The organism is Pseudomonas sp. PDM27 (genome assembly GCF_019219205.1).
GTDB classification, from domain to species: domain Bacteria; phylum Pseudomonadota; class Gammaproteobacteria; order Pseudomonadales; family Pseudomonadaceae; genus Aquipseudomonas; species Aquipseudomonas laurylsulfatiphila.
Genome location: NZ_JAHUWF010000003.1, coordinates 238,848 through 255,481 on the forward strand (window position 1 = coordinate 238,848; position 16,634 = coordinate 255,481).

Genomic DNA, 16,634 nt, shown 5'->3' on the forward strand with positions numbered 1-16,634 from the left:
AGTGGCGGATCGTTACGCTCAGGGTAATGGTTGTCTGGACTGACTCCTTCGCGGGCAAGCCCGCTCCCACACTGGGTCGGCGGCGAACACAAATCCAGTGTGGGAGCGGGCTTGCTCGCGAAGAGGCCAGCACAATCAACACAAAACCCGCAATCAGTCTATCAACCCGGCATCCACCAACAACGCCTCCAGCGCCAACAAATCCGGCACCTTCGCCACCTGATCCGCCACCTGCACCGCCGCCTGCTCCAGCGCACACAACGGCACATCCACATAACTCAACTGGCTGTAGAGCTTGCACGAACGCGGAATCCCCTGCACCAGCAGCGCGATGAACTTCAGTTCGGGGCGCCCGCCAAGGGCGTTGAGGATGACGATCCGCGCGCGTTCACCGATGACGATTTTCTGCCCGCAGGCCGACTCGAAACTCAGCAGCGGTATCTGCCGTTCGCGCCATGTCACCAGGCCCAGGTACCACGGCGGTGTGTCGAGATCGAAGGTCCCCGGTTGCTGGTAATCGATCAGCTCGGCCACGGCGACGTTGGGCAGGATCAGGTTGCGGTCGGCCAACGGCAGCAGCAGGCCGGTGAGGTTGCTGGTGCGGTGTTCAAGCATGGGTCTTGCTCCAAAAGGCGATGCTTTCGAGCAGCACCGATTCCTGGTACGGCTTGCCCAGGTAGTCATTGACGCCGATGGCCATGGCGCGATCGCGGTGTTTCTGACCGGTGCGGGAAGTGATCATGATGATCGGCAGGTGCTGCAGGCGTTCGTCATTGCGCACCTGGGTCGCGACCTCGAAGCCGTCCATGCGCGGCATCTCGATATCCAGCAGCATCAGGTCGGGCATGTGCTCTTCCAGCAGCAGCATGGCATCGACCCCGTCCTTGGCGGTCAGTACGTTCATGCCGTGGCGTTCGAGCAAGCGGCTGGTGACCTTGCGCACGGTGACCGAGTCGTCGACCACCATCACCAGCAACGGCCGATGCGGTTCGACCTCGATCTCCTGCCCCGCGGGATGCTGGGGTACGCGGGCCTGCATGGCGCGGATCGGCGCCAGCAGATCCAGGATCAGCACCACCCGGCCATCGCCGAGAATCGTCGCCCCGGACACCCCTTGCACCGCCGCGAACTGCGGCCCCAGGCTCTTGACCACGATCTCGCGAGTGCCGGCCATGGCGTCTACCAGCACCGCGATGTGACGTTCGTTGCACTGCACCAGCAGCACCGGCAACGGCAGGCTCTGGCCCAACAGTTTCGGGCGCGGGATGGTTTTCAGCAGCTCACCCAGATAGCACAGCTCGTAACGCTGCCCGGCGTATTCGTAGGTGGGCGAATCGAAACGGAAATAGCCTTCAAGCTCATTGGGCAGGACGCGAACGATGCCGTCGATGGTATTGAGCGGGATCGCGTATTGGTCCTCACCGCACTGCACCATCAGCGCCCGGTTGACCGATACGGTAAACGGCAGGCGAATGCGGAAATGCACACCCTGCCCGGGCACCGAGTCGATGCTCATGGTGCCGCCCAGTTGCCGCACCTCTTCGTGCACCACGTCCATGCCGACGCCGCGCCCGGAGATCTGGGTGATTTTCTCGGCGGTGGAAAACCCCGGTTGCAGGATGAACTGCAACACGTCGTGATCACTGATGACGCTGTCCGGGGCGAGCATGCCGCGCTTGATCGCCTTGCGCCGCACCGCGTCCAGCGGCACACCGGCGCCGTCGTCGCGGATGTCGAATATGATGTCGCCGCCTTCGCGCAGCAGATCGAGGGTGATCTTGCCCTTGGCCGGTTTCCCCGCCGCCAGCCGCGCTTCGACGGACTCCAGGCCATGGTCGACGGCGTTGCGCAGCATGTGTTCCAGGGGCGCGGCCATGCGTTCAAGCACGTTGCGATCCATCTCGCCTTCAGCGTTATCGACGATGAAATCCACGTCCTTGCCCAACTCGCTGGACACCTGGCGGACGATGCGCTGTAACCGCGGGAGCATGCGTTCGAACGGCACCATGCGCGTGCGCATCAGCCCTTCCTGCAACTCGGTGTTGATGCGGCCCTGCTGTTGCAGCAGGTTTTCCGTGTCCTGATTGCGCCGCTCGAGGGTTTCCTTGAGGTCGAGCAAGTCAGAGGCCGATTCGAACAACGCGCGGGACAGTTGCTGCAATTGCGAGTGGCGATCCATTTCGAGCGGGTCGAACTCTTCATAGCCCAGGCGTTCGGCGTCGACTTGCTGGCGGCTGAGGATCCGCCCCTGGGTTTCGGTATCGAGGCGGCGCAACTGGTCGCGCATGCGCTCGATGGTGGTCTCCATCTCGCTCAGGGCGATGTGCGCATCGTTGACCTGCTGTTCGATCCGGCCACGGAAGATCGATGTTTCACCGGCCAGGTTGACCAGATCGTCGAGCAGCTCTGCCGAGACCTTGACCATGTCGGCGCCGGCATCGGACGGCGGCGCCAGTGGTTCGGCCTTGGGCGTGGCCGGCGACGCAACCGGCGTGGGCGCCTCGGGCACGGCCGGGTGGCTGAAGTTCTTGATCGCATCGATCAAGCGGTCGGCGGGCGGCATCGGCTCACCGGCGCGGGCCGCGTCGAGCATCTGCGCCAGGCGGTCATGGCTGCGTTGCAACAGCGCGAATAACGGCGCCGTCGGTTGCAGCACGCCGGTGGACAGGCCTTCGTAGAGGAACTCCAGTTCATGGGCCAGGTCGCCAATCGCGGCGATTTCCACCATGCGTGCACCACCCTTGAGGGTGTGCAGGTCGCGCAGCAGGGTTTCCACTTCCTGACGGCTAGAAGGCTGGGCCTGCCAGCGCTCCAGCGCCGCACCGGAGCTTTCGATGATGTCGAAACCTTCCTCGAGGAAGATCTCCAGCAACTCCGGATCATGGGCGACCGAGTCATTGGTGGCCGCCAGTTCGCTGACCTCGGCGGCGCCGGAGTGGCCCAGCCGGTAGGCGCGAATAGCCTCGATCAGCTCAGCGCAATCGCCCAGGGGCTGGTTGTGCTGTAACTGGTCAAGGTACTGCGCCAAGCGGTCATGGCTCTGCTGCAATAGCACCGCCAATGAGTCGCTGTAGGCGTAGCGCCGATCCACCAGGCCTTCGTAAAGGCTTTCCAGTTCATGGGCCAGATCACCGACCGGCCCGACCTCGGCCATGCGCGCGCCGCCTTTGAGGGTGTGCAAATCCCGTTGCAGGGACGACAGCGGCGCGGCGTTGTCCGAGTCGCGCAACCAGCGCTGCAAGGCCTGACCGGCGCTTTCGAGGATGTCCACCGCTTCTTCAAGGAAGATCGCGACGATTTCATCGTCCAGTTCGCGCCCCTCTCCTGTAGGAGCGAGCTCGCTCGCGATGGGCGTTAACGATGACGCGTTGTCATTGGATAAGCGCGGCGCATTTGAGTCCATCGCGAGCGAGCTCGCTCCCACAGGGGCAGGGGGTAGCGTGCGCTCAAGTTCCTCGGTGGCTGCACCCAGCTCGCGGATGCTCAGGGTGCGGCTGCCATCACTGCGGATCAGGCCCGTGGCCGACGGGTCGAGGCTCTCGTCGAGCAGCTCGCGCAAGGCCCTGATCCGTTGCGGTTGCGGGCTGACTTCCTGACCGGCGGCCAGTTCGTCGAGCATGTTGATCAGCGCTTCGTGGGCACCCTGAGCCTCATGGAAAAACCGCTCGCTGACCGCCAGGCTGCTTTCTTCCACGGCACCGTAGAGGTCGAGCAACGCCTCGCACAGCTCATCCACCGGGTGCAGGTCGGCCAGGTGGGCGCCTTCGCCGAGGGTGGTCAATTCATCCAGTAGCGCGCTGAGTTCCTGGCGTTCGCCGGGGTGTTGCTGCCAACGTTGCAGCAGGCTCTCGGCGTCCAGCAGGATGTCCATGCCCTGGGCGAGGAAGTTGTTGATCAGTTGCGGGTCGCGCTTGATCCGCAACCCGGTGTTCGGAGTGTTCAGCAGGTTTTCCAGGCGCTCGGCCAGCAGCGCTTTGGCTCGCTCGGTCAAATCCCGGGCGCCGGGAATTTCCGCCAGCGGATCGCTCTTGAGCTGGCGCAAACCGAGGCGGAACAGCCCTTCTGCCTCCAGCAGCAATTCCACTTCGTCCAGGTCCAGCGCGATCAGGTGCGCCTTGTATTCCCGGGCCAGTTGATCCAGTGGCGCGGCCAGCTCGGCAATCGGCAAGACACCGGCCATGGAGGCACTGCCCTTGAGGGTGTGCAAGGCCCGCTGCAATTCGTCGCTGGCCTGCAACGGCACGTGCTCGGCAGCCTGATCAAGGAAGCGATTGAGGCTGCCCAAGTGGGTTTGCGCTTCTTTGCGGAAGATCTCCAGCAACAGCGGATCGAGGGCCGCGACATCCTGCGTATCCTCATCGGACACCGGTTCGTCGCCCTTGGCCAAGGCATGGGCGCGGGCGGCCAACTGGTCGACATCGTTGCGCTGGCGCTGGGCATTGGCGGCGTATTCAGCCACCAGCTCCGGCAGCAGCTGCAGCACATCGCCAATCAGTTGCTGCACCGTAGCGCCCGGCTCCACGCTGTTTTCCAGTACGCGGTTGAGCAGGTTTTCCACGGCCCAGGCCAGCTCGCCCAGCACCAGGGCGCGCACCATGCGGCCACTGCCCTTGAGGGTATGAAAGGCGCGGCGCAGTTCGCTCAAGGCCGAGCGGTTGTCAGGGTTGACCGACCAGCGCGGCAAATACTCGCGCAGGATTTCCAGGACTTCGTCGGTCTCTTCAAGGAACACCTCGCGCAGTTCCTCGTCCACCGGTACTTCGCCCGGGGGTGGCGGCAGCAGGCTGCCCGGGGTGTCCAGGGCGGGCGGGTTCAGGCTCGAAACTGGGCTGGCGAGCACATCGGCCAGGGTCTGGACGATCTGCGGGTCATCCAGCTCCTGCATCATCTGCATGACCTGCGCTTCGCTCGGGTTGAGCACATCATCCAGCACGGGCACATGCTGCTCACTGGGGAAGAACCCGAGGCTCGCCAGGCTTTTTTCCGCGACATCGAGCAGGTTTTCACCCTGCGCCTGCGGGTCATCGCCGAGGCGCTCGAGGTAGTACTCGAGGCTGGTGATCACGTCGGCCAGGCTGTCCAGTTCCTGCCAGCCCGGCTGACCCGGCTCGAGCAACAGGTGCTCGCGAATGAAGTGATTGCAGGTGTCGACCAGGCTCGCCGCCCGGCTCAACGGAATCATCGCCAGCGCGCCGCGTACCTGGGTCAGCAAGGCCGGCAGCGCCTGCAAATGCTGGCGGTCCCAATCGGCGTCGATGTAGTCGACGATCATGTCCTTGGCCTGCTGCAAACAGATGCGGGCCTCCTTGATCACGATCTGATGGATCTGCGTCAGGTCGGTGGTCGGCAGGCGATTGTCATCCTGGCTCTCCGGCTCCACGGTGCCGACCATGCCGGCCAGCGTCGCCTCGACGTACAGCAAGGCCCCGGCAACGTCCATGAGGATCGCATCGTTGGGTTCGCGCTGGCCCTGGGCGAGGCTGAGCACCACCGCCAATTGATCGATGATCACCTTGCGCGGCTGGCCGAAGCCCAGGACCGCCAGGGTATCGGCGATTTGCCGCAGTGGTGCCAGCAGGCTGTCGAGGTCGGCGGTGTGCTGGCGGTCACTGCGCACGAACAGATCCAGGCGCTCCTTGACCCGCACCAGCTCTTCGCAGAGCGCTGCCAGCACCGAACGCATGGCGTCACGGTCGGGACCGGCCAGCCGCGCGCGTTCTTCATCGACCATTGCGCTGTCGGGCAGTGCGTCGTCCAGTGAGTAGCGTTCTTTCATGGTCAGCATCTGCCCGGTGGGATGTTCGGCTTTGGCAATGTAGAACAGCAAACTCTTGAGCAGCTCCGGTGGCGCCGGTTGGTTGATGCCGCGCATGCCTTCTTCGAGCAGGCGCTTGAGCTCCTTGTCGGCATCCTTGAACAGGCTGCGCAAGGCCGGGCTGTTGGCAATCGCACCGCCCTGCATGCCTTCGACCAGCGCCGAGGCCACCTGCCATAGCGGGCTCAGGGGTGCATTGGCGCACAGTGCTTCGAGGCGGGCGAAGACCTTGGCCAGGTAATCGAGGTTGGTTTCGTTGTCCTGCTCACGCAGGAACCCGACCAACGCCATTTGCAGTATCTGCCGCAGCTTGCGCAGCACATTGGGCAATTCGGCCGGCTCCAGCTGCGCCAGCGTTTCTGCGTCCAGCGCAGGCAACTCGGGCAATTGCGGGCTGAACAGGCTGGTTTCCGACAGCAGGCTTTCGCCACGGGCGCTGCGCAGGTCGTTGATCAGTGGCAGCACCACCAGTGGCAAGTCGCGGCGCGCACCTTGCACCCGGTCCAGGTAGATCGGCAACTGCCCGAGGGCCTGCATCAACAGGTGCAACGCCTCGTCGCGATGGCTGACACGGTTGCCCTGCAAGGCCATGGCCAGCTGTTCCATTTCTTCGGCGAGCAACGCCGCACCGTAGAATTCGACCATCTGCAAACTGCCGTGGACCTGATGGATGCACGCAAGGCATTCATCCAGCGCGTGCGTCGCCTGCGGGTCATCGAGCAGGTTTTCAATCGCGTGATGAGCCTGTTTCAGCGTTTCGGCAATCTCGCCCTTGACCCACTCGAGGGCCACATAGTCGTGCCGATCACCCATAACCACTCCAATCACAATTCAGATACCCATGGGCGGTTCAAGCTTTGTCCACAACCTGCGCCTTGGCATCCGGCAAGGTGAAACCGGACACCGAACGACGCAACTGACTGGCCATTTTAGCCAGGTTGCCGATGCTGTCGGCCGTGGCGGTGGAACCCGACGACGTCTGCGAGGTGATCTGCTGGATCACGTTCATCGTCAGGGAAATCTGGCCGGCCGACGACGTCTGCTGTTGCGCGGCATTGGAGATGCTCTGGATCAGCGCCGCAAGCGTCTTCGACACACCCTCGATTTCTTCCAGGGCCACACCGGCATCCTGCGCCAGTCGGGCGCCGCGCACCACTTCGGTCGTCGTCTGCTCCATGGAGATGACCGCCTCGTTGGTGTCGGTCTGGATCGCCCGCACCAGGGTCTCGATCTGCCGGGTGGCGGCGGAGGAGCGCTCGGCCAGCCGCTGCACCTCATCGGCCACCACGGCGAAACCGCGACCGGCGTCGCCAGCCATGGACGCCTGGATGGCCGCGTTGAGAGCGAGGATGTTGGTCTGGTCGGCAATGTCATCGATCAGGCTGACAATGTCGCCGATTTCCTGGGACGACTCGCCAAGGCGCTTGATGCGCTTGGCGGTGTCCTGAATCTGCTCGCGAATGTTGTCCATGCCGTGGATGGTGTTGTGCACCACCTCGTTGCCCTTGTTGGCGATTTCCACCGAGCGTTCGGCAACCGCCGAAGATTCAGCGGCATTGGCCGACACCTGGTCGATGGACTCGGCCATGTCGTTGATCGCCATCGAGGCCTCGGAAATCTGCTGGGCCTGATGTTCCGAAGCCTGGGCCAGGTGCATGGCGGTGGCCTGGGTTTCCTGCACGGCGGCGGCGACCTGGCCGGCGGTGAGGTTGATGGTCGCGACCAGATCGCGCAACTGGTCGACGGAGTAATTGATCGAGTCGGCGATGGTGCCAGTAAAGTCTTCCGTCACCGAGGCCGTCACCGTGAGGTCGCCGTCGGCCAGGTCTTCGATCTCGTCGAGCAAACGCATGATCGCGTTCTGGTTACGCTCGTTTTTCTCGGCGGTTTCGCGCAGCTGGCGATTGGTTTCGCGCACCATCACCAGGCCGATCAGGATGATCGAAGTCAGCGCCAGCAAGCCCAGCACATAACCGCCTATGGTGTCGGTGGTGCGCCCGCCGACCATGTTTTCAAAACCGCTGGCCAGGTGTGAGGCTTCGTCGAGCAGGGTTTGCGAGAGACTGAAAATGTTCGAGGCCGATTCACGGACCTTGAACAGCTCAGGCGAGGTTTCGAGGATCTCGTCCACCGAGCCCGAGACGAACTCGAACAGCTCGGCGATTTCCGTCAGTCGCGCACGGGCGTCGCGGTCTTCGACCTGGCTGACCTTGAGCGCCGGGTCGCCCTGGAGCATGCCGTTGAGCACCTTGCCGAACTGCGTCGCGTCACGCCCGAACGCATCGGCGGCCTGCTGTGAGTTTTCGTCGCCGGCCAATACCGTATTGACCGCACCGAGGATCCGCTCGGCCAGCAGCGATTGGCGCTGGGCCATGGCCACCTGGGCCGCCGGGGCGCCCCGTTGCAGGAGGATCTCGACGACTTTTTCGTACTCGACCTGCAACTGCGGCACGGTTTCGGCCAGCGTCGCGGCGACCTGATGCAGGGACAGTACGGTTTGCTCGCTGGAGAGGATCGCGTCGGTGTTTTTCAGCAGGCGGTCCCAGTCCTGTTGCACCGCACGCATCTCAGGACGCACGGTGGCGGGGGCCGGTGGCAGGCTGGTGGCCGGGTCGCCCTTCTTCAGATAGCCCCAGCGCCGGGCAAAATCGTTGCGCGCATCGCTGAGCAACTTGAACGCGGCAGCCTTGCCGGCGGCCGCTTCGGTGGCGTTCTTGGCGATACGCTGGGACAACACGCGCAGTTCGCCGGCGTGGCCGATGTACTGTTTGTCGTAGGTAGCCTGGGTGTTGAGGTACGCGAAGTTGGCGAACAGCAGCATGATGAAGACGATCAGCGCGATGAACAGCACGATGATCTGCGACCGGCTGCGCGACCCTTCCATTGGCTTGCCTGCTTTTGTTTTTGTCATCGGTCCTCGCCTGTTAACCCACTTCCTGGCCTGCCCGGAACCCTGTGGGAGCGGGCTTGCTCGCGAAAGCGGTAGATCAGCCAAAATCAATGTTGAATGGACTGCCGCCTTCGCGAGCAAGCCCGCTCCCACTTTGGATCTGTGTTGTTCCGGCTACACCGCGACGTTCATGAACCCCTGAGACCGCGTCAACGCAAACGGACTGAACACCTGCCAGCACTGCCCGCGCTGAAACCGGCCTTTGACGAATGCCGCCACCGCCCCCTTCAACGCGTCTGCCGGCACCGGCTCCAGGCTGTCCTGGGCAAAGTGCTGGAGGCCGAAGACTTCATCGACCAGCAACCCGGCAAACACCTCATCGTGGTCCACCACCAACACCCGGCGCTGCCGGCGCACCGCCGAAAGTTCGTGCCCGAAAAAACCGCTCAGATCCATGACCGGCAGCAATCGCCCACGCAGGTTGGCGACACCCCTGACCCAGGATTTGACCCCCGGCAGCTGAGTGAGTCGCGGCTCATGCAAGACTTCGCTGACCTCACTCATGGGTGCGACGTACCAATGCTCGCCCAGGCGAAAACCGATACCGCTCCAGCTGTCCCGGCGGGTCGGCTGGGACGGCAAGTCCGCCGCCAGCAAACGACAACGCTGGTCGATCTGCAGCAGCAGTTCGAAAGCCGTCAGCGACTCGTTCATGGCTTGACGATCAACCGGCCAGCACGTTGTTCAGGGTTTTGATCAGGGTCTCTTCATCGACCGGTTTGGTCAGGTAGTCCTTGGCGCCCTGGCGCGTACCCCAGACCTTGTCGGTGTCCTGGTCCTTGGTGGTGATGATGATCACCGGGATGTGTCCGGTTTCCGGGTCCTTGGTCAACTGGCGTGTTGCCTGGAAGCCATTGAGGCCGGGCATGACGATGTCCATCAGGACGGCATCGGGCTTTTCCTGGCGGGCCAGGGCCACGCCGTCGGCGCCGTTTTCGGCTTTCAACACTTCATGACCGTGCTTTTCCAGCATGCCGGTCAGTTTGTACATTTCGGTCGGCGAATCATCGACGATCAGAATACGAGCCATGGTCTTCCCCATTCTTGTCGACGCAGGGCCCGATGGCCGAGCATCACTGTGCGTGTCCTACTGCGGCAAAACGGCGGCGAAACCAGGTACATGGGCCTGGATCGCGTCGAGCAATTCTTCCTTGCTGAAAGGCTTGGTCAAAAACTGGTCGGAGCCGACGATGCGCCCCTTGGCCTTGTCGAACAGGCCATCCTTGGATGACAGCATAATCACCGGGGTGGACTTGAACGCACTGTTGTTCTTGATCAGGGCGCAGGTCTGATAGCCATCCAGGCGCGGCATCATGATGTCGACAAAGATGATGCCGGGGTGGTTGTCGGCAATCTTGGCCAGGGCATCGAAGCCGTCGATGGCCGTGATGACCTCACAACCCACGTTCTTGAGCAGCGTTTCGGCGGTGCGACGGATCGTCTTCGAATCGTCGATCACCATGACCTTCAAGGCGCTGGGGTGCTGTTCCATAAGATGCTCTGCGTCGCCTTTACGAATCAAATTGTCCGTTTGCGGGTAATTGGCGGCTCGAAACCCTTGATACTCAAGGGCCAGCACGGCATGGCAGCCTTTTTAGCACAGTCTCCAGAACCAATCTATCGGCCGACCGGGGCGATGGTTTTTCCTTGACCGCAAACACACTCAGCGCCACTCTGACGCCACTTTTATACGGCCCTTTGGCCTGATCGCTTTTTGTGGGAGCGAGCCTGCTCGCGATGGTGTATCAGCTGCATTGATGTCGACTGACACGCCATCGCGAGCAGGCTCGCTCCCACAGAAGATCAACGTCCGGCCCCCAAATTTCGAGGAAAACCCAATGAGCGTTCGCGTCGGGATTGTCATGGACCCTATCGCCAGCATTTCCTATAAAAAGGATAGCTCGCTGGCCATGTTGCTGGCCGCGCAGAAGCGTGGCTGGGAGCTGTTCTATATGGAACAGCGCGACCTGTATCAGGGCGAAGGTGAGGCCCGGGCACGGATGCGTCCACTGCAGGTGTTCGCCAACCCGGAAAAATGGTTCGAACTGGGTGCCGAAAGCGACGCGCTGCTGAGCGATCTGGACGTGATCCTGATGCGCAAGGATCCGCCGTTCGACATGGAGTTCGTCTATTCCACCTACTTGCTGGAACAGGCCGAGCGCGCCGGCGTGCTGGTGGTGAACAAGCCGCAGAGCCTGCGCGACTGCAACGAAAAGCTGTTCGCCACGCTGTTCCCGCAGTGCACACCGCCGACCGTGGTCAGCCGCCGCGCCGACGTGTTGCGTGAGTTCGCCGCCAAACACGGCGATGTGATCCTCAAGCCGCTGGACGGCATGGGCGGCACGTCGATCTTCCGTCACCGCGCGGGCGACCCTAACCTGTCGGTGATCCTCGAAACCCTCACGGCCCTCGGCGCCCAGCAGATCATGGGCCAGGCCTACCTGCCGGCCATCAAGGACGGCGACAAGCGCATCCTGATGATCGACGGCGAGCCTGTGGATTATTGCCTGGCACGGATTCCGGCCCAGGGCGAAACCCGTGGCAACCTCGCCGCCGGCGGCCGTGGCGAAGCCCGTCCACTGACCGAAAAGGATCGCTGGATCGCCGCACAAGTCGGCCCGACCCTGCGTGAAAAAGGCCTGTTGTTCGTTGGCCTGGACGTGATCGGCGAGCATCTGACCGAGATCAACGTCACCAGCCCGACCTGCATCCGCGAAATCGACAATGCCTTTGGCACCGATATCGGCGGCCTGCTGATGGATGCCATCGAGAAGAAGCTGCAAGCCGCAAGCCACAAGCCACAAGCTTGAAGCTGCCCCTCTACAGCTTGTCGCTTGCAGCTTGAAGCTTGAAGCTAAAAACCAACATTGCGTTATCATGCCGGGCCCGTAAAAACGCGATGTTGGTTTTTTTTGCCATGACCCTCCCGTCCGATCTGCCTGCCGAACTCGCCCACCGTGGCGTGCGCCCGGCCGATCGCCTCGGTTTTACCCTGTTCCTGGCGGCGCTGATCCACCTGGCCTTGCTGCTGGGTGTCGGGTTTGCCGTGGTCGAGCCCAAGCAGATCAGCAAAACCCTGGAAATCACCCTCGCCACCTTCAAAAGCGAAAAGAAGCCTGAAAAGGCCGATTTCCTGGCGCAAGAGAACCAGCAAGGCAGCGGCACCCTGGATAAAAAGGCAATTCCCAAGACCACCGAGGTCGCGCCCTTCCAAGACAACAAGGTACAGAAAGTCACGCCACCGCCGGCCGCCAAGCCTGAAGTGCAGGTAGCCCCACCGAAGGCTGCCGTGACCACCGTGGCGCCGAAGCCGAAAAAAGCCCCCGCCAAGACCGAGGAGCCCAAGACCGAGGTCAAACCCCAGGTCCAGGCGCCGACGTTCGACAGCGAGCAACTGTCCAGCGACATCGCCAGCCTCGAAGCGGAACTGGCCGCCGAACAACAACTGTACGCCAAGCGCCCGCGCATCCACCGCTTGAGCGCCGCCTCGACCATGCGCGACAAGGGCGCCTGGTACAAGGACGAATGGCGCAAGAAAGTCGAGCGCATCGGCAACCTCAATTACCCCGACGAAGCACGGCGCAAACAGATCTACGGCAATTTGCGCCTGATGGTGTCGATCAACCGTGACGGCTCGCTGTATGAGGTGCTGGTGCTGGAATCTTCAGGCCAGCCGCTGCTGGACCAGGCGGCGCAACGGATCGTCCGGCTGGCGGCGCCGTTCGCACCCTTTACCGGGGATCTGTCGGATGTTGACCGGCTGGAGATCATCCGGACCTGGAAGTTTGCCCGCGGCGATCGCCTTTCCAGTAATTAAAAGATCGCAGCCTTCGGCAGCTCCTACAGATGTACACATTCCCCCTGTAGGAGCTGCCGAAGGCTGCGATCTTTTGGCGCTCTCAAGCTTGTCAGTTCGCCCCTCGAACGCCACACTAGCGCACATGAAAAACGTCAGCCCCAGCTACCTCAAGCATCAATTCCTGATCGCCATGCCGCACATGGCCGACCCGAACTTTGCGCACACCTTGACCTACATCGTCGAGCACACGGCCAATGGTGCCATGGGGCTGGTGGTCAACCGTCCGCAAGAGCTGAATCTGGCCGATATCCTTGAGCAATTACGCCCGGAAATCGAACCACCAGCGCTCTGCCAGCATGTGCCGATCTTCATCGGCGGCCCGGTGCAAACCGATCGCGGCTTCGTCCTTCACCCCAAGGGGCAGAGTTTCCAGGCGACCGTTGATCTGGAAGATGAGTTGTCCCTGTCGACGTCCCAGGACGTCCTGTTCGCCATCGCTGACGGCGTCGGCCCGGCAAAAAGCCTGATCGCCCTCGGTTATGCCGGCTGGGAAGCCGGGCAACTGGAGGCCGAACTGGCGCAGAACGCCTGGCTGAACTGCCCGTTTGACGCCGACATCCTGTTCAACACCAGCAGCGAACTTCGCCTGGAAGCGGCCGCCAGACACCTGGGCGTCAACCTCAGCCTGCTGACCAGCCAGGCGGGGCACGCCTGATGGCCCTGAAGCTGATTCTGGGTTTTGACTACGGCACCAAACAGATCGGCGTTGCGGTCGGCCAGGTGATTACCGGCCAGGCCCGTGAGCTATGCACCCTGAAAGCGCAGAACGGCATTCCTGACTGGAACCAGGTCGAAGCCCTCATCAACGAGTGGAAACCCGATGCCGTGGTGGTCGGCCTGCCGCTGAACATGGACGGCACGCCCAGCGACATGTGCGCCCGCGCGGAAAAGTTCGCCCGGCGCCTGAACGGCCGCTTCAACCTGCCCTTCTATACCCACGATGAACGCCTGACCACCTTCGAGGCCAAGGGCGAACGCCTGGCTCGTGGCGGCCAGAAAGGCAGTTACCGCGACAACCCGGTCGACGCCATCGCCGCCGCCCTGCTGCTGCAAGGCTGGCTCGACGAAAATGGCGCACTGTTCGAATCCTGAAGAGCCGCGATGCGTCTCTCTTAGCTACAACCCGAGCCACCTCGCGTGAAACCCGGCTCGGGCCCAAGAAGGAGCAACCATGAGCCTGCCCAATCCCGCCGAACTGATCAGCCAGATGGCCACGCGCCTGAAGGCCCACCTGGAACACCGTGGCATCAGCGACCCGCGTTTCGTCGGCATTCGTACCGGCGGCGTCTGGGTGGCCCAGGCCCTGCTCAAGGAATTGGGCAGCAATGAGCCCCTCGGCACCCTCGACGTATCCTTCTACCGCGACGATTTCAGCCAGAACGGCCTGCACCCGCAGGTTCGCCCTTCGGCGCTGCCGTTCGAGATCGAAGGCCAGCACCTGGTGCTGATCGACGACGTGCTGATGAGCGGCCGGACCATCCGCGCCGCCATGAACGAACTGTTCGACTACGGCCGCCCGGCCAGCGTGACGCTGGTGTGCATGCTGGACCTGGACGCCGGCGAACTGCCGATCCGCCCGAACGTGGTGGGCGCGACCCTGTCGCTGGCCGCCCACGAACGGGTGAAGCTGTCCGGCCCGGAACTCGCGCTCGAACTGCAAGACCTCGCCCTTTAATTCGCCCTATTGAGAGTCCCCCTTGCGATGACGCCTCTAGACACCAAGCGCCCGCTGCAGCTCAATGATCAGGGCCAGCTGCGCCACTTCCTCTCGCTCGACGGTTTGCGCCGTGAGCTGTTGACGGAAATCCTCGACACTGCCGACTCCTTCCTCGAAGTCGGCGCCCGGGCCGTGAAGAAAGTCCCGTTGCTGCGCGGCAAGACCGTGTGCAATGTGTTCTTCGAGAACTCGACCCGTACCCGCACCACCTTCGAACTGGCGGCCCAGCGGCTCTCGGCGGACGTGATCACCCTCAACGTGTCCACGTCGTCCGCGAGCAAGGGCGAAACCCTGCTCGACACCCTGCGCAACCTGGAAGCCATGGCCGCCGACATGTTCGTCGTGCGCCACGGTGACTCCGGTGCCGCGCACTTCATCGCCGAGCATGTCTGCCCGCAAGTGGCGATCATCAACGGTGGTGACGGCCGGCACGCGCACCCGACCCAGGGCATGCTCGACATGCTCACCATTCGCCGGCACAAGGGCGGTTTCGAAAACCTTTCGGTGGCCATCGTCGGCGACATCCTGCACTCGCGGGTAGCGCGCTCGAACATGCTGGCCCTGAAAACCCTCGGTTGCCCGGACATCCGCGTGATCGCGCCGAAGACCCTGCTGCCGATCGGCATCGAGCAATACGGCGTGAAGGTCTACACCGACATGACCGAAGGCCTGAAGGACGTCGACGTGGTGATCATGTTGCGTCTGCAGCGTGAACGCATGACCGGCGGCCTGCTGCCGAGCGAGGGCGAGTTCTACCGCCTGTTCGGCCTGACCACCGCGCGCCTGGCCGGCGCCAAACCCGATGCCATCGTGATGCACCCGGGGCCGATCAACCGCGGCGTGGAAATCGAGTCGGCAGTGGCCGACGGCCCGCACTCGGTGATCCTCAACCAGGTGACCTACGGGATCGCCATTCGTATGGCCGTGCTGTCCATGGCCATGAGCGGGCAGACTGCGCAGCGTCAATTCGAGCAGGGCCAATTCGAACAGGAGAACGCACAGTGAAGCTCAGCATTCTCGGCGCCCGCGTGATCGATCCGGCCAGCGGCCTGGATCAAGTGACCGATATCCACATTGAAGCCTGCAAAGTCGTCGCCCTTGGCGCGGCGCCCGCCGGTTTTGTCGCCGTCGACACGATCGACGCCAAAGGCCTGGTGGCCGCTCCCGGCCTGGTCGACCTCAACGTTGCCCTGCGCGAGCCGGGTTACAGCCGCAAAGGCTCGATTGTCAGCGAAACCCGCGCGGCGGCGGCTGGCGGCGTGACCAGCCTGTGCTGCCCGCCGAAGACCAAACCGGTGCTGGACACCTCGGCGGTGGCCGAACTGATCCTCGACCGCGCCCGTGAGGCCGGTAACACCAAAGTCTTCCCGATTGGCGCCCTGAGCAAAGGCCTGGACGGTGAGCAACTGGCCGAGCTGGTTGCCTTGCGCGACGCCGGTTGCGTGGCCTTCGGCAACGGCCTGGAGAGCTTCCGCAACACCCGCACCCTGTGCCGGGCACTGGACTACGCGGCCACTTTCGACCTGACGGTGATTTTCAACTCCCAGGATCACGACCTGGCCGAAGGCGGTCTGGCTCACGAAGGCCCGACCGCCAGTTTCCTTGGCTTGCCGGGCATCCCGGAAAGCGCCGAAACCGTCGCCCTGGCCCGGGACCTGCTGCTGGTTGAACAGACCGGCGTGCGCGCGCACTTCAGCCAGCTCACCAGTGCCCGCGGCGTGGAACTGATCGCCCAGGCCCAGGCCCGAGGCCTGAAGGTGACCGCGGATGTCGCCCTGTACCAGTTGATCCTGACCGACGAAGCCCTGATCGACTTCAGCAGCCTGTATCACGTCCAGCCGCCGCTACGCACCCGCGCCGACCGCGATGGCCTGCGCGCAGCGGTGAAATCCGGCGTGATCTCGGCCATCTCCAGCCATCACCAACCCCATGAGCGTGACGCCAAGCTGGCACCGTTCGGCGCCACCGAGCCGGGCATCAGCAGCGTTGAACTGCTATTGCCACTGGCGATGACCCTGGTCGAAGACGGCTTGCTGGACCTGCCGACGTTGCTGAAGCGCCTGAGCGCCGGCCCTGCCGAGGCCATGCGCCTGCCGGCAGGCAAACTGGCGGTGGGTGGCGCGGCGGACATCGTGCTGTTCGACCCGGCGGCCTCGACCGTCGCGGGCGAAACCTGGTTGTCGAAGGGCGAGAACTGCCCGTTCATTGGCCACAGCTTGCCGGGTGTGGTGCGTTACACCCTGGTGGATGGGCGCATTAGCCACCAGGCTTGAAAACAAAAGATCGCAGCCTG

The 16,634-nt window shown here is 63.2% G+C and carries 13 protein-coding genes; 7 read left to right on the forward strand and 6 right to left on the reverse strand.

Features of this window, described 5'->3' with window-relative positions; genetic code table 11:
• Nucleotides 1-153: 153 nt before the first annotated feature.
• The 6 genes from KW838_RS08915 to pilG all read right to left on the reverse strand — a co-directional run bounded on the left by KW838_RS08915 (nt 154) and on the right by pilG (nt 10,257).
• The gene (locus tag KW838_RS08915) at nt 154-615 is read right to left on the reverse strand and encodes a chemotaxis protein CheW (RefSeq protein WP_218500919.1); all 462 of its coding nucleotides are present in this window, start codon (nt 613-615) and stop codon (nt 154-156) included.
• Nucleotides 608-6,628 carry an Hpt domain-containing protein gene (locus KW838_RS08920; protein WP_218500920.1) on the reverse strand — a complete coding sequence of 2,007 codons (6,021 nt, stop codon included), beginning with the start codon at nt 6,626-6,628 and terminating at the stop codon, nt 608-610. The genes KW838_RS08915 and KW838_RS08920 overlap by 8 nt, the downstream gene beginning before the upstream one ends.
• Nucleotides 6,629-6,665: 37 nt before the next feature.
• Complete coding sequence (locus KW838_RS08925) at nt 6,666-8,726, reverse strand: methyl-accepting chemotaxis protein (protein ID WP_218500921.1); 2,061 nt, start codon at nt 8,724-8,726, stop codon at nt 6,666-6,668.
• 153 nt (nt 8,727-8,879) lie between these two features.
• On the reverse strand, nt 8,880-9,419 hold the full coding sequence (locus KW838_RS08930) for a chemotaxis protein CheW (protein ID WP_218500922.1): 540 nt from the start codon (nt 9,417-9,419) through the stop codon (nt 8,880-8,882).
• A gap of 10 nt (nt 9,420-9,429) precedes the next feature.
• Nucleotides 9,430-9,795, reverse strand: coding sequence for a twitching motility response regulator PilH (gene pilH / locus KW838_RS08935; RefSeq protein ID WP_007975417.1), 366 nt, complete (start codon nt 9,793-9,795; stop codon nt 9,430-9,432).
• 57 nt (nt 9,796-9,852) lie between these two features.
• The gene (gene pilG / locus KW838_RS08940; RefSeq protein WP_007987791.1) at nt 9,853-10,257 is read right to left on the reverse strand and encodes a twitching motility response regulator PilG; all 405 of its coding nucleotides are present in this window, start codon (nt 10,255-10,257) and stop codon (nt 9,853-9,855) included.
• 346 nt (nt 10,258-10,603) lie between these two features.
• Between pilG and gshB the strand changes: the two genes are divergently transcribed.
• The 7 genes from gshB (at nt 10,604) to KW838_RS08975 (ending at nt 16,614) form a co-directional block, all read left to right on the forward strand.
• Complete coding sequence (gene gshB / locus KW838_RS08945; RefSeq protein ID WP_102699955.1) at nt 10,604-11,575, forward strand: glutathione synthase; 972 nt, start codon at nt 10,604-10,606, stop codon at nt 11,573-11,575.
• 107 nt (nt 11,576-11,682) lie between these two features.
• Entirely contained in the window at nt 11,683-12,582 is a 900-nt protein-coding gene (locus KW838_RS08950) for an energy transducer TonB (RefSeq protein ID WP_102700007.1), read from the forward strand.
• 124 nt (nt 12,583-12,706) lie between these two features.
• Nucleotides 12,707-13,279 carry a YqgE/AlgH family protein gene (locus tag KW838_RS08955; protein WP_015097200.1) on the forward strand — a complete coding sequence of 191 codons (573 nt, stop codon included), beginning with the start codon at nt 12,707-12,709 and terminating at the stop codon, nt 13,277-13,279.
• Nucleotides 13,279-13,716, forward strand: a complete 438-nt coding sequence (gene ruvX, locus KW838_RS08960; protein ID WP_218500923.1) for a Holliday junction resolvase RuvX — start codon at nt 13,279-13,281, stop codon at nt 13,714-13,716. The genes KW838_RS08955 and ruvX overlap by 1 nt, the downstream gene beginning before the upstream one ends.
• Nucleotides 13,717-13,795: 79 nt before the next feature.
• Nucleotides 13,796-14,299, forward strand: a complete 504-nt coding sequence (pyrR, locus tag KW838_RS08965) for a bifunctional pyr operon transcriptional regulator/uracil phosphoribosyltransferase PyrR (protein ID WP_218500924.1) — start codon at nt 13,796-13,798, stop codon at nt 14,297-14,299.
• A gap of 27 nt (nt 14,300-14,326) precedes the next feature.
• Entirely contained in the window at nt 14,327-15,346 is a 1,020-nt protein-coding gene (locus KW838_RS08970; protein ID WP_104450136.1) for an aspartate carbamoyltransferase catalytic subunit, read from the forward strand.
• Nucleotides 15,343-16,614: a dihydroorotase gene (locus KW838_RS08975; protein WP_218500925.1), complete on the forward strand. Its 1,272-nt coding sequence runs from the start codon at nt 15,343-15,345 to the stop codon at nt 16,612-16,614. The genes KW838_RS08970 and KW838_RS08975 overlap by 4 nt, the downstream gene beginning before the upstream one ends.
• Nucleotides 16,615-16,634: the final 20 nt, after the last annotated feature.